Source organism: Herbaspirillum sp. alder98, assembly GCF_020179755.1.
Lineage (GTDB): Bacteria > Pseudomonadota > Gammaproteobacteria > Burkholderiales > Burkholderiaceae_D > Herbaspirillum.
The window spans coordinates 363349-377746 of record NZ_JAIUCY010000001.1 but is presented as its reverse complement, the minus strand read 5'-3'; the positions used below and the strand labels follow the sequence as shown (position 1 = coordinate 377746).

Genomic DNA, 14398 nt, shown 5'->3' with positions numbered 1-14398 from the left:
AGATTGTTATTTCAATAACAATTATCTGAGGTTAGGGTAAAGGCCTGTGAATACAGGCAGTTGATGATGACAACCGGCATCAGGGGCCGGTTCTTTCTTATTCTTTGATTGGGGCAGGGAAGGCTGGTTGGTGCCAGTCTGACGCGTTGATGATAGTTCTCAAAAGCAAACGTATCTTATTGGGCGTTTCGCTCGGCCTTGGGGCGTCGAGCGCCGCCATCGCCGCCGAAGTCGCCACACCCGAGGCGCCATTGTCGCCGCCGGTCCAGGTCGAACGACTCGAAGCACCGCCGCAGATCCGCCTTGGCGTGGATCCTGCCGGACCGGCCGCCGCCGATGTCAGGCTGCCGGCGCTGTTGCCGATGGATGCCAAGTCCGGGCCCAGTCCGGATGACGAGATCCTGGTGCTGCTGCGCCAGGCCGATCCCGAATTCAAGACCAGCACCATCACGCTGCCGCAGATCGCCATCGCCGCCGAGGGCGAGCCGGTGCCGAACCTGACCTTGCAACAGGTGCTGGATCTGGCCCTCAATAACAGCTACAGCTACGCCGCCACTTCGGCGCAGGCCGACCAGGCCGGTTATGCCGCCAAGGTCGCCGCCGGCCAGATGGGCCCGACCCTCGATGTGCGGGCACAGAAAGGGCAGGAGTATTCGTCGCCGTCGTCGGTGATCGATCCCAATACCGGCCTGATCCAGCGCGCTTCCGACCACAAGCGCTGGGATGTCACCGTGATCGGCCGCCAGCCCTTGTTTGCGCCAGGTTCCTATTTTGATTTCCAGAAGTCGCGCGCCTTGTCGCAGGCCGCCGATCTGCGTCGCGACGATGCCCGCGAGACGCTCTACTACACCGCCATCAAATCGTATTACGACCTGATGCGCGCCTATGCCGCGTTGTCGTTTGCGCGCAGCTATTCGCAACGCATGAACACGCTGCTTGACTATATGCGCAAGCGGGTCGAGGGCGGTGGCGCCAGCCGTATCGATTTCGAGCGGGTGCGTGGCCGCTCGCTGACCGCCCAGGCGGCAGTGGCCGAATCCGAGGGTGCGCTGGAGGCCGCGATGGTGTCGCTGAACCAGATCACCGGTCGCAAGATCGAGCAGGTCGAGGTGCCGGACCACATGCTGCCGAGCGTGCCCGACACCTCCAAGCTGGCGCTGCAGGATATCTACGAAACCAACCCCGGCGTGCGCGCCGCGCGGCGTGACGTGGCGGCCGCCGACGAAGAACTCAAGGCGGCGCGGGCCAAGTTCTCGCCCACCTTTGCGCTGGAATGGACCCAGCAGAAGACCCGCGGCGCCGGCGGCGCGCTCGACACCACCACCGGCGGCTTGCAGCTGTCGACCGACCGCCGCCTGATGCTGGTGATGTCGATGAACTTGCTCAATGGCGGTTCCGACATGTATTACCAGAAGCAGATCGGCGCCAAGTACGTCGAGAAGAGCAATACCGCCCTGGATGTCGAACGCAAGCTGCGCGAGCAGATCGAGATCAACTACCGCACCCTGGGCGCGGTGCGCAAGCGCATGGAGATCTCGCGCCAGGCCTACCAGACCAATGCCAATGTGGCCGATGTGTTCCTGGAACAGTTGTCGACCGGCAGCAAGCAGTTGCTGGATGTGCTCGACGCCTACCAGCAGGCGTATCAGGCGCGCATGGATTTTGCAACGCTGCTGTTCCAGCAGGCAGACATCAGCTATCAGATCCTGCGCAACACCGGCCGCGCTTCGGCGCCTGGCGCAGTGCCTGCGCAGGCAGTGAAATAGGAATTCGGGGGATTCATGGAGGGCGGAAAAGAGCAGAATTTCTGGCCAGGCTTCGTGGACGCGCTGTCCAACGTGGTGCTGGTCATGATTTTCGTGGTGGTGGTGTTTGTCGTCACCTTGTTTTATTACTCGCAGAAGCTGGCCCAGATGAAGGTCAGCAAGCTGGTGCAGCAAAGCCAGAGCCAGACCGTGCAGGGCACCGAGCGCAAGAAGAGCGAACGTATCGAAACGCCCGAGGCCAAGGATACGCGTGTTTCTGAAACCCGCGCCGAGCGCGACAGTGCGCAAGAGATCGAGTCGCTCAAGCGCGAAGTGGCGGTGCTCAAGGCCAAGCTGGCGGCGCCGCCATTGCAGTCCGACGCCGGCAGCCTGCGCAGCAGCGCCGCGCCGTCCAGCCCCAATGCGATCCAGGTCAAGACCGATCCGACCAAGGAAGAAATCGCTCCCGGCGTGCGCACCGATGCCACTGACAAAGGGGTGATCCTGAACTTCAATGCCGACTCGACCCAGTTGTCGGAAGAGGGCACCCGCGCGCTCGACAAGAGCCTGGGCGACTGGGTGCGCCGGGTCAAGGCCAAGCAGGGCAAGATCGTGGTGACCGGCGTGATCAGTTCGGGCGGCTATAGCGACAGCCGTCGCCGCGCCTACTATCGCACCGTGGCAGTGCGCAATTACCTCATCGATGCGGGCGTCGACAAGGAACTCGTGGTCAGTCGCGTGGCGACGGCAGAAAACAGCGAGACCGAAGTGTCGCGGGTGCTGGTGCAGTACCTGGCGGGGGCAAAATGATCGGCTCCTTCAAGCCGCGTGCCGACCTCGGGATTGCCTCCCGCGGCCGTGGCTTGATGCGCCGCCTGGCGCCGCGACTGGATCACCGGCTGGGGCAACTGGGTGCCATGCCGCGCCCGCGCCTGGCGGTGCTGGCGTGCGTGGCGTTGTTGGTTTTATTGGTGGTGTGGTCGGTCTTTGCGCCGATCGACATGGTGGTGCGCGGTAGCGGCCGTATCGTCGCCTCCGAGCATAACCAGGTGATCCAGCATCTGGAGGGCGGCATCGTCTCGGCCATCCTGGTGCGCGAAGGCGCGGCCGTCAAGAAGGGCCAGACGCTGATTTCGATTGCCGACGTGCGGGCCAATGCCGATCTCGGCGAGGGCCGCGTGAAGATTCTCGGATTGCGCGCCAAGAGCGCGCGACTGGCCGCCGAAGCGGCCGGCAGCAACGCGTTGCAGATGCCGGCCGAATTGTCGCGCGACGATCCGGCGGTGCAGAGCGAGCAGGCGTCCTTCTCGGCGCGCGCGGCCAAGTTGTCGCAGGAACTGTCGGTGCTGCGCGAGCAATCGGCGCAACGCCAGGCCGAACTGGGCGAAGCGGTCAGCCGCCAGAAAAGCCTGGCCAGCGAACTCGACCTGGCGCAGCGCCAGTACAAGCTGATCCACGGCATGCTCGAACGCAATGCCGCTTCCCAGCTGGAAGATATCCAGTCGGCTGCCCGCGTGCAGGACGCGCAGAGCAAGCTGGCCGCCACCAACGCCATGATCCCGCGCCTGAACGCGGCCATCGCCGAATCGCAGGCCAAGATGGGCGAGGCTTCGTCGCGCTTCCGCTCCGAGGCGCGCTCTGAACTGACCACCGCCGAGACCGAACTGGCGCGGCTGCAGGAAGAAATAAAGTCGCGCAATGACCGCGTCTCGCGCTCGGAGGTGAGGGCGCCCATGGATGGCGTGGTCAACCGGGTCCTGATCAATACCGTGGGCGGCGTGGTGCGACCGGGCGACCCGATCATCGAAATGACGCCGAGCGACGACAAGCTGGTGATCGAGGCCCGGATCTCGCCCACCGATCGCGCCCAGCTGATGACCGGCGCGCCGGCCCGGGTGAAGGTATCAGCCTATGACTACGGCGTGTATGGCGCCATGGATGGCACCGTCACCGAAGTCAGCGCCGACACCGTGCCCGAAGAGCGTGGCGAGCGTTACTATCGCGTCAAGATCGAGGTCAAGCGCAATGCCGAGCAACTGCAGCAGCCGCTGGCGCTGATGCCGGGCATGACGGCGACCGCCGACATGATCGTGGGCCGCCGCACCGTGTGGCAATACCTGGTGTCGCCGCTGTCGCGCTTTTCGCAGTCTGCGCTGAGGGAGCCGCGATGAGTTGCGCGCGCCCGACCCCGACTGTTTCCCGATTTGTATTAGTCGATGCCCGGCATGAGCGGGCGTCGATTTTCCATTCCTGTTCTTATCGCTCTAACTGCATTCATTTGCCCGGAACCCCGCACGTATGAAAAACCTACGCCAATTCTATGCACTTGCCGCCATCCCGACGCTGATGTTGCTGTTGGGAGGCTTCCTGTTCCGGGACTTTGTCCTGCATGCGATCCATATCAATCCCTTCCTGAACCTGTTCATCATCGGCGTGGCCGTGTTCGGCGTGGGGCTGATCATGTACAACCTGTGGCGCCTGAATTGGGAACACGACAAGCTGATGCAGTTCTACGAGCGCACCAAGGCCGGCGAGTCGATGGAGGACCTGGTCAATGCGCCCGAGTTCGCCGGTACCGAGATCGGCCAGGTGCTGGTCAGCGTGGCCAGCACCAAGGGCCGCCTGACTTCGCGGATCGAACAGGAAACCATCGAGAGCTCGCTGCACGACCTGCGCGCGCACCTCGAAGCCAAGACCGAGTTCCCGCAGTTCCTGACCGGCTTCATGATCGCGCTGGGCCTGCTGGGCACCTTCATCGGCCTGCTCGAGACGCTGGTGGGCACCGCCGCGCTGATCGATGGTTTCGGCAAGGCGACCCAGGGCGGCGACATGGATGCCTCCTTCATGCACCTGGTGGCCGACCTGCAGAAGCCGCTGGCCTCGATGGGTACCGCATTCTCGGCCTCGATGTTCGGCCTGATCGGTTCGCTGGCCCTGGGCCTGACGCTGACGCCATTGCGCGGCGCCGGCAAGAAACTGGTGGTGCGCGCCCGCGAATGCATCAGCGACATGGTGCAGCACGTGGTGCACGACATGTCGGGCCCGGCCGCGACCCAGCGCCAGGGTGTCTCCGAGACTTTCCTGGCCGAGTTCCTGCAGGACTTGATGGTGCTGCAACGCGAATCGATCATGGCCTCGCGCAACAGTTCGGAAGCGTCGCTGCAGGCCGGCATCAAGCTGGAAGGGCTGAACGATCGCCTCAACAATATCGTCCAGTTGTTCACCGACAGCATGGAAGAGTCGCGCAGCCTGCGCCAGCTGGTGGCCTTTGGCCCGCGCATGCACGAAGTGGGGCAGCAGACGCTGGAAGAAATCCGCAACGTGGGCCAGATCATCAACCAGAAGGTGACCTCGGCGCGCGACCTGTCGGACAGCCTGTCGCTGCTCGAAGAGCGCCTGTCGGTCAATGCCGATATCGCCAACCGCACCTTCGAAGTGCTGCCGCAGATCGTCTCCACGATCCAGGCCGGCCAGACGGCGTTGTCGTCGGCGATGACGGCGCTGCAGTCGCAGCAGAGCGAAATCTCGAACATGAACGAACAGAGCGCGCAGAACATCGCGCAGTTGCCAGCCTTGCTGAACCAGATCTCGATTCGCCTGGCCGACGAGATGGGCGCCATCCAGCACCAGGCCGATATCCACTCGTCGGTGGCTTCGCGCCTGGGCGAACTGGGCAACACCATCGGCGAGAACACCAGCAACATGGCCCGCGATGCGCTGTCGGCACGCCAGTTGCAGATCGACCTGGCCAAGCACATGGCGATGCAGAACGACCGCATCAAGGGCCTGGGCGCGATCCCGCAGTCGCTGACCTCGATCACCGAGGCGCTGATGCGCCAGAACATCAACTGGCAGACCGTGATCGACGAAATGCGCTCGGGCCGCCAGACCATGATCAAGGACTTGCGCCTGGAGCTGCGCGAGGCGATTCGCGAGATGAGCGCCAATCGTCCGCAAGCCTGACCGCATTGATCCGAGCCCCCCATGAACGAAAGCGATCAGGTCCACGTCAATGTAACGCCGCCATCCGCGGCGGCGGGCCTGCGCGCGGACCCGACTTACCTGTCGTTGCTGCGCGCCTATGGCGGGCGCTTCGTCGAGATCATCGTGGCCGGCATCGTGGTCAACCTGCTTGGCTTGCTGCTGCCGCTGTATTCGCGGCTGATCTATGACAAGGTGATCGGCAATCATATTCCCGAGACCCTGTGGGCGCTGACGCTGGGCATGCTGCTGTTCGTGGCGCTGGAACTGATGCTGCGCATCATCCGCGTGTACTACACCGAGCAACTGGCCGGGCGCCTCGATGTCGAGTTCGACGAAGTCTCGGCGCGACGCCTGCTGACGTCGCGCGTGAGTGCGCCGGTGGGCGTGGTGCTGGCGCGCTATCGCGACCTCTCCGGCGCGCGCGACCTGCTGTCGTCGAATTACATGCTGTTGCTGGTGGACTTGCCTTTCCTGCTGCTGTACCTGGTGGCCATCGGCCTGGTCGGTTCGCACCTGGTGTGGGTGATGCTGGTGGGCGGGGCATTGCTGGTGGGCGCGCAGTTGCTGTTCAAGGTGCCGTCCAACGACTACGCGATTGCCGCCATGAAGGCAGGCATCGGCAAGACCGACAAGATGGCCAGCCTGGTCTATGGCATGGACACGCTCAAGACCTCGCTGCTGCAGCAGCGCCTGATCAAGGCTTTCCTGGCCGACGCCGGCGACAACGCCGTGGCCCAGGCCAAGAGCCGTTTCTGGACCAACACCGGTTATGCCGTGGCGACCGTGGGCTATACCGCCATGTCGGTGGCCACGCTGGTGGTCGGGGTCTACCTGGTCGAAGCCAACGCGCTGACCGTGGGCGCGCTGATCGCCACCTCGCTGCTGATCAGCCGTTCGACGTCGGTGTTGTCGTCGCTGTCGACTTTCCTCGGCCGCATCGAGATGTTTCGCCGCGCCCGCGCCGAATTCGATGCGCTGTTCGACGACAGCGCCAGCAGCGGCGGCGCCGACGTGCTGCGCCAGGAAATGCGCGGCCTGATCCAGGTCGGCAACCTGACCCTGCACCTGGACAAGAATGAACGCGCGACGCTGCAGCAGGTGTCGCTGACCATCCAGCCCGGCGAGAAGGTCGGCATCGTGGGTCGCTCGGGTTCGGGCAAGTCGACCCTGCTCAAGGTGCTGGCCGGCCTGCAGCACGTGGAGCAGGGCCATGCGCTGATCGACGGCGTGGCCGTGACCGCCTACGCCCCCGAGGTGCGCATGCAGAACCTGGGCTTCAAGCCGCAGGAGCCGTTCGTCTTCGACGGCACGCTGGCGGCCAACATCTTCGTCGGCGAGCGGGTGCTGGGCAGTCTCTACGAGGCGGCGCTGGGGGTGTCGGGGCTGGACGAACTGATCGCCCGTGGCGAGCTGCGCCTGGACCAGATGCTCAAGGCGCCCGGCAACCTGTCGGGCGGCCAGCGGCAGATGGTGGCGCTGGCGCGCACGGTGGCGGCCAATCCGCGCATCCTGCTGCTGGATGAACCGACCACCGGCATCGACCAGACCACCGAAGCCCGCATCATCGAACGCCTGATTGCCTTTTCGGCCGGGCGCACGCTGGTGGTGGCGACCCATAGTCCGGCGTTGCTGCGCCATGTGGACCGCATCATCGTCATCGATGGCGGGCGCATTGCAGCCGATGGACCGCGCGACAAGATGTTGCAGTAAACAGATAGTATGGCGGCTGGAATTGCCGCACGGCAAAATAACGTTGACGTAACGATAACTCACCACTGACCTTCGAATAGCGAGGCACCATGGCAACCGCACCTTCACCACAAGCCAATCAAGGGGAAAAGATCACCGGCCCGGTACGGGTGGTGATGCCTGACCAGGGCGGCTCCTTCCAGCTCAACGCGCCCAGGGGCGCGGTGCAGAAGGTGCAGGTGGTCGACGTCGATCTGGTGCTGCACATGGCCGACGGCACCAAGGTGGTGCTGGCCGGTGGCGCCATGGAAGCGATGGACGACAAGTCGAAGGTCAAGTTCAGCGACTCCAGCGCCGACACCGGACGCCTGCTCGATACCGTGGGCAAGATCCCGCTGGCGCCCAACGACCAGTCGAAGGTGCTCAATTCGGACCCGGTGGCAGCGCAGGATCGCACCGCCACGACCGACCAGTACGGTCCGGGCCAGGCAGCAGCCGGTGATCGCAATGCGGCACCGGTGTCGAACGACCCGATCAGCCAGCTGGCCAAGGTCATCGCCGACAATTCGCACTCGGTCACCAACGGCGCGCAGATAGCATCGGTGCCGACCCAGCCGACTGCCGGTGACGCTTCCACCGCCGCCGCGCAGGCCGCTATCACTGCCAGCCAGAACGCACCGGAGTCATCCACCCCGACCCGGCCGGTCGAGGTGCAGTTGCCGCCGGAGCGTCCGGCCACCACTCCGTCGACGGTGGTGACCGGCCCGGGTTCGCCGACTTTGTCGGTGAACCTGGTCAACCTGACGACCGTCACGCAGGTCGGCGATGTGCTGTATGGCAGCGGCGGCACGCCGCAGTCGGCCAGCGACGGCTCCAACGCGGTGCAGTTTGCGCGGCAGGTGATCAACGCCGGCAACGACGTCCATACCATCTATGCGTCTGGCAACAATAACAATAGCTTCATCAAGGTGTTCAACGTCAAGATGGGCGGCGACGTCACGGTCCTGACGCTGACCGTCATGGGCGTGCCGAGCGACGTGACGCTGCTCAACGGCACCAACATGGGCGGCGGCACCTATCAGATCACGGTCACGCCCGGCCAGACCGAATTCAACCTGCAGTTCAAGTACGACACGCAACTGGCCAATTCCAGCAACCCGGTGCATTCGCAGTTCGACCTGTCGTTCGTCACCACGCTGGCCACTTCCAGCGGCGTGCTGACCCTGGCCGATACCCGCCACGTGGCGATCAAGGACGCGACCTCGTCGGCCGACCTGACCTATCTCGACCCGGCCACCGGCGACAACGTGCTGATCTTCCCGGCGCAAGGGGTGCCGCACGAAGTGCATGCCGGCAACAACAGCGGCGTCACCATCTACGGCAGCAACGCCAACGACCTGCTCTATGGCGGCACCGGCAACGACATCATCTACGGCGGCGCCGGCAGCAGCAGCTTCTTCCAGGGCGGGGCAGGCGCCGACCAGCTGATCGGCAGCGCCACCGGCAACAATACGGCCAGCTATGCAGGGTCGGCCCAGGGCGTGACGATCGACCTCAATACCGGTGTGGGCACCGGGGGCGACGCCCAGGGCGACCAACTGACCAACATCCAGAACCTGATCGGCAGCGCCAACAACGATACCTTCGTGGCCAGCAGCCAGGCCAACAAGTTCGATGGCGGCACCGGTGGTTCCGACACGGTCTCGTATGCGCATTCGGCCAGTGGCGTCACGGTTGACCTGGTCAATAACGTGGGCAGCGGCGGCGATGCCGCCGGCGACACCTACGTCAGCATCGAAAACGTCATCGGCAGCACCAGCAACGACACCTTCATCGCCAGCCTGGCGGCCAACAGCTTCACCGGCAACGGCGGCACCGACACGGTGTCGTATGCGCTGTCGACGGCGGGCGTGACGGTCAACCTGAAGACCAACCTGGGCAGCGGCGGTTTTGCCGCTGGCGACACCTACAACGGCATCCAGAACTTCGTCGGCAGCGCCTACGACGATACCTTCGTGGGCAACGCCGCAGTCAACAGCTTCGATGGCGGCAGTGGTGGCAACGACACGGTCAGCTACGCCGGCTCGACGGCGGCGGTGACGGTGAACCTGGTGACCGGTCGAGGTTCCAACGGCGATGCGGCGGGCGATACGTATATCCGTATCCAGAACGTCATCGGTGGTGACGGCAACGATACCTTCGTGGTCGGCCTGGACAGCAAGAACTTCAACGGCGGCGGCGGCACGCTCAATACGGTCGACTACAGCGGTTCGTCCTCGGCCATCACGGCCAACATGCTGACCAATACGGTCACCCGCACGTTCGAGCCGGTCAACGCGCTGACCAACATCCAGAAGATCGTCGGCAGTTCGTATTCGGACACCTTCATCGGCGGCACCGGCACCGATATCTTCGACGGCGGCCTGGCCGGTTCGGACACGGTCGATTACTCGGCCGGCGCGGCGGTCACGGTCGACCTGTTCAACGGCACCGGCGCCGGCGGCAATGCGCAGGGCGACACCCTGGTGCACATCCAGAACGTGATCGGCAGCACGGCGGGCGGCAATACTTTTTATGCCAGCGCCGATGCCAACAGCTTCAACGGCAACAGCACCACCGGCAACACGGTCAATTATTCGCACGCCACCGGCGCGGTGATCGTCGACCTGACCAACACCCGCGACAACACGCTGGCGCAGAACTTCGCCACCGGCGACACCTTCACCAACATCCAGAACGTGGTCGGCAGCGTCTATGACGACCTGATCGTGGCCACCAGCCAGGTCAACCGCATCGATGGCGGCCTGGGCAACAACACGGTCAGCTACGAGCGCGCATCGGCGGCGGTCAAGGTCGACCTGGCGACCAACCAGGGCAGCCTGGGCGACGCGGCAGGCGACACTTACCTCAACATCCAGAACGCCATCGGCGGCGCCGGCGACGATATCCTGGTGGGCAATGCCAGCATCAACAAGTTCGACGGCGGCCTGGGCAGCAATACGGTCAGCTACGAACATGCCACCGCCAGCGTCAAGGTGAACCTGGCCACAGGCCAGGGCATTTCGGGCGACGCCGCAGGCGACACCTACGCCAATATCCAGAACGCCACCGGCGGCCTGGCCGACGACATCATCGTGGCCAGCAGCGCAATCAACGCCATCGATGGCGGGGGCGGCACCGGCAACACGGTCAGCTACGAGAACTCGAGCGCCGACGTCAAGGTCGACCTGTTCCTCGGCCAGGGTTTCAATAACGACGCAGCCGGCGACACTTACACCAATATCCAGAACGCGCAGGGCGGCAGCGGCAACGACACCTTCGTGGGCAATGGCGTGGCCAACAGCTTTGAAGGCGGCACCGGCAGCAACACCATCAGCTACGAGCATTCCAATGCTGCGGTAAAAATCAACCTGGCCACCGGCACCGGCAGCCTGGGCGATGCTGCCGGCGATCGTTATTACAATATCCAGAACGCCATAGGCGGGCTGGGCAACGACACCATCGTGGCCAGCGCGGCCACCAATGCCATCGATGGCAATGGCGGCGTCAACACCGTCAGCTACGAAAATTCGTCCGCGGCGGTGAAGGTCAACCTGGCTACCGGCCAGGGTTTGCTGGGCGATGCGTTGAACGACACCTATGTGCGTATCCAGAACGTCACCGGCGGCGCCGGCAATGACATCCTGGTCGGCAACGCCGATGTGAACGTGATCGACGGCGGCCTGGGCAACAACACGGTCAGCTACGAAAGCTCGACCGCGGCCGTGACCATCGACCTCAAGCAGGCGCAGGGCCTGGCCGGGGACGCTGCCGGCGACACCTATTTGAATATCCAGAACGCCACCGGCGGCGCCGGCGACGACCTCATCGTCGGCAGCAGCGTGGTCAACGTGATCAAGGGCGGCGGCGGCGTCAATACGGTCAGCTACGCCACGTCGGCGGCCGGCGTGAAGGTTGACCTGGTCAACAACATCGGCACCGGCGGCGACGCCGACCTGGACACCTACGAGAACATCCAGAAGGTCATCGGCAGCGCCCTGGACGACACCTTCGTCGGCAACAGCCAGCTCAATGAATTCTGGGGCGGCGCCGGCACCAACACCGTCAGCTACGAAGCCTCGAACGGCGCGGTGACGATCGACCTCGGGCAGCAGATCGGAACCGCCGGTGATGCCGCAGCCGACATCTATCACGACATCCAGAACGCCACCGGCGGCGGCGGCAACGACATCATCATTGCCAGTTCGGTGATCAACCGTATCGACGGCGGCGGCGGCAACAATACCGTCAGCTATGAAAATTCGACAGCGGCCGTCAAGGTCAACCTGTTCAGTAACCAGGGCACGCTGGGCGATGCAGCGGGCGACACCTATCTCAATATCCAGAACGCCATCGGCGGCAGCGGCGACGATATCTTCGTCGGCAATGGCGTGGTCAACCGGTTTGACGGACGTGGCGGGAGCAACACGATCAGCTACGAGAGCTCGGGTTCGGTCACGGTCGATCTCAGCACCGGCAACGGCACGGCAGGTGACGCCAATGGCGACGTCTACACCAACATCCAGAACTTCCTGGGCGGCACGTCCGACGACACCATCATCTCTGGTAGCGCGGCCAACGTCATCAATGGCGGCGGCACTTCGCTGCATAACCGCGTCAGTTATGAAGCATCGACCTCCGCGGTCATCGTTAACTTGAATTTCACAGATGGTACCGGGACTTCCGGTGGCTATGCTGCCGGCGACAAGCTCTCCAATATCCAGGACCTGACCGGCAGCAGCTTCGATGACATATTCGTGGCCAGCGCTGCGGCCAACCGCTTCGATGGTGGGACCAGCACCGCCGGTTCGCATAACCGCGTCAGCTACGCGGCCTCCAATGCGGCCGTCACGGTCGACCTGAACTACACCGACGGCTTCAACACCTCTGGCGGCTATGCGGACGGCGACACGCTGGTCAATATCCAGGACCTCACCGGCAGTGCCTACAATGACTTGTTCATTGCCAATAGCGCCAGTAACAACTTTGACGGCGGCGCCGGTTCCAACACCGTCAGTTATGCGGCGTCGACCGGGGCGGTGACCGTGAACTTGTCGCCCACGGTGGGTACCGGCGCCAGTGGTTATGCCGCCGGCGACACTTTCACCAATATCCAGAACGTGATCGGCAGCGCTTATGCTGACACGCTGATCGGTTACGCAACGGTGGGCGTCAGTTCGTTGCTGACCGGCGGCGCCGGAGGCGATACGCTGGTCGGTGTTGCCGCCAATCGCGCCTACACCACCGCCAGCTACGCCGGTTCTTCGGCGGGGGTGACGATCAACCTGAATTATGCGGATGGCACCGGCACCTCAGGCGGCGATGCTGCCGGCGATCGCCTGTCCTTCATCGATAACCTGATCGGCAGCAGCTTCAACGATACCTTCGTGGCCAACGCCCAGGGCAACAGCTTCGATGGTGGCGCCGGCATCGATACGGTCAGCTACGCCGCCTCCACCAGTGCGGTGACGGTGGACCTGTCGGTCACCGACGGCAGCGGCACCTCCGGTGGCTATGCGGCGGGCGACCGTTTCGTCAATATCGAGAACCTGATCGGCAGCGGCTTCGACGACTTCCTCAAGGGCGCGGCGGGCGGTAATTCGGTGATCACCGGTGGCGCCGGCGCCGACACCATCACCGGCGTGGGCACCGGCAACTATGCCAGCTATGCGGGTTCGGGCGCGGGCGTGAACATCGACCTGCGCACTGGTGTGGGCACCGGCGGCGATGCCCAGGGCGACCAGCTCATCAACATCTACAACGTGATCGGCAGCAGTTACAACGACACCTTCATCGCCAGCTCGCAGGCCAATGTGTTCGTCGGCGGTGGTGGCGTCGATACGGTCAGCTATATCGGTTCCAACGCTGGCGTGACCGTCGACCTGAGCAACACCACCGGCGCCAACACCAGCGGCGGCTATGCCAACGGCGATTCGTTCAACGGCATCAGCAATATCATCGGCAGCAGCTCCAATGACACCTTCTATGCCAGTTCGGTAGCCAACTTCTTCGACGGCGGCGGGGGTATCAACACGGTGAACTATGCCCGTTCGAACGCCGGCGTGACGGTGGACCTGTTCCACAACACCGGCGCCAACGGCTATGCCGCTGGCGACACCTATCTGAATATCCAGAACGCGGTGGGCTCAAGCAGCAATGACCTGTTCGTGGCCAATGGCGTGGCCAACGTCTTTACCGGCAACGGCGGCAGCGACACGGTCAGCTACCAGTATTCGAGCAGCGGCAGCATCGTCGCCAACCTGACCACGGGCACAGGCAGCGGCGCGGGGGACTCCAACGGTGACTCCTACTTCGGGATCTCGAACCTGATCGGCAGCGGCGACACCACCACCAGCAATACCCTGACCGGCAACGGCGGCAGCAATACCCTGACCGTGCTGGGCAACAACACCTCCAATACGCTTAACGGCGGCGGGGCAGTGACCGATACGTCGCAGACCGACGTCTTCAATGCCCAGTACGGTGGTAGCAATACGCTGGTCGGCGGCACCGGCACCAACATCTTCAACGTCAGCGCCGGCGGCACTACTGGCATCACCAACAAGGCCACGCACACCAGCAACCTGGTCAGCGCCAATGGCAGTTCGGGTATCTCGACGCTGCACTTCGAAGACCTGGGCTCGACGCTGAACCTGAGCACCTTCTCCAACAAGGTGTCGGGCATCACCACGCTGGACGTGTCGACCAGCACCAACACCAACATGCTGGTGTCGTATAGCGACATCCAGAAGATGGGCGTGAACAACATCCTGACGATCAAGATGACGGCCAGCGAAAGTATCCAGATCGACAGTTCGGTGACACAGTACTACCTGATCTTCGGTAACGGCGACTACGCGTTCTACAACGACGCCAATCACACCACCGAGATCGCACGCATCCACGTGCAACTGACGGCGTGATGCGGCAGTAATGTCGCA

Annotated in this window: 6 protein-coding genes; all 6 read left to right on the top strand. The window is 63.7% G+C overall.

What is annotated here, in order from left to right; genetic code table 11:
* Nucleotides 1–149 precede the first annotated feature (149 nt).
* The 6 genes from LBW87_RS01760 to LBW87_RS01735 all read left to right on the top strand — a co-directional run bounded on the left by LBW87_RS01760 (nucleotide 150) and on the right by LBW87_RS01735 (nucleotide 14380).
* Complete coding sequence (locus LBW87_RS01760) at nucleotides 150–1766, top strand: TolC family protein (RefSeq protein WP_225199709.1); 1617 nt, start codon at nucleotides 150–152, stop codon at nucleotides 1764–1766.
* A 15-nt stretch (nucleotides 1767–1781) separates the two neighbouring features.
* Nucleotides 1782–2555, top strand: coding sequence for a cell envelope biogenesis protein OmpA (locus LBW87_RS01755; protein ID WP_225199708.1), 774 nt, complete (start codon nucleotides 1782–1784; stop codon nucleotides 2553–2555).
* Nucleotides 2552–3916: an HlyD family type I secretion periplasmic adaptor subunit gene (locus LBW87_RS01750; RefSeq protein ID WP_225199707.1), complete on the top strand. Its 1365-nt coding sequence runs from the start codon at nucleotides 2552–2554 to the stop codon at nucleotides 3914–3916. Before LBW87_RS01755 ends, LBW87_RS01750 begins: the two co-directional genes overlap by 4 nt.
* Nucleotides 3917–4043: 127 nt before the next feature.
* Complete coding sequence (locus tag LBW87_RS01745; protein WP_225199706.1) at nucleotides 4044–5708, top strand: biopolymer transporter ExbB; 1665 nt, start codon at nucleotides 4044–4046, stop codon at nucleotides 5706–5708.
* A gap of 21 nt (nucleotides 5709–5729) precedes the next feature.
* Complete coding sequence (locus LBW87_RS01740; protein WP_225199705.1) at nucleotides 5730–7439, top strand: peptidase domain-containing ABC transporter; 1710 nt, start codon at nucleotides 5730–5732, stop codon at nucleotides 7437–7439.
* A gap of 89 nt (nucleotides 7440–7528) precedes the next feature.
* Nucleotides 7529–14380, top strand: coding sequence for a calcium-binding protein (locus LBW87_RS01735; protein ID WP_225199704.1), 6852 nt, complete (start codon nucleotides 7529–7531; stop codon nucleotides 14378–14380).
* The last annotated feature ends 18 nt before the right edge of the window (nucleotides 14381–14398 follow it).

Excerpts from the sequence above, each read along its gene's own strand:
- LBW87_RS01750 (WP_225199707.1), top strand. The coding sequence starts at position 2,552 with ATGATCGGCTCCTTCAAGCCGCGTGCCGACCTCGGGATTGCCTCCCGC.
- LBW87_RS01735 (WP_225199704.1), top strand. The coding sequence starts at position 7,529 with ATGGCAACCGCACCTTCACCACAAGCCAATCAAGGGGAAAAGATCACC.
- LBW87_RS01745 (WP_225199706.1), top strand. The coding sequence starts at position 4,044 with ATGAAAAACCTACGCCAATTCTATGCACTTGCCGCCATCCCGACGCTG.
- LBW87_RS01740 (WP_225199705.1), top strand. The coding sequence starts at position 5,730 with ATGAACGAAAGCGATCAGGTCCACGTCAATGTAACGCCGCCATCCGCG.
- LBW87_RS01755 (WP_225199708.1), top strand. The coding sequence starts at position 1,782 with ATGGAGGGCGGAAAAGAGCAGAATTTCTGGCCAGGCTTCGTGGACGCG.
- LBW87_RS01760 (WP_225199709.1), top strand. The coding sequence starts at position 150 with ATGATAGTTCTCAAAAGCAAACGTATCTTATTGGGCGTTTCGCTCGGC.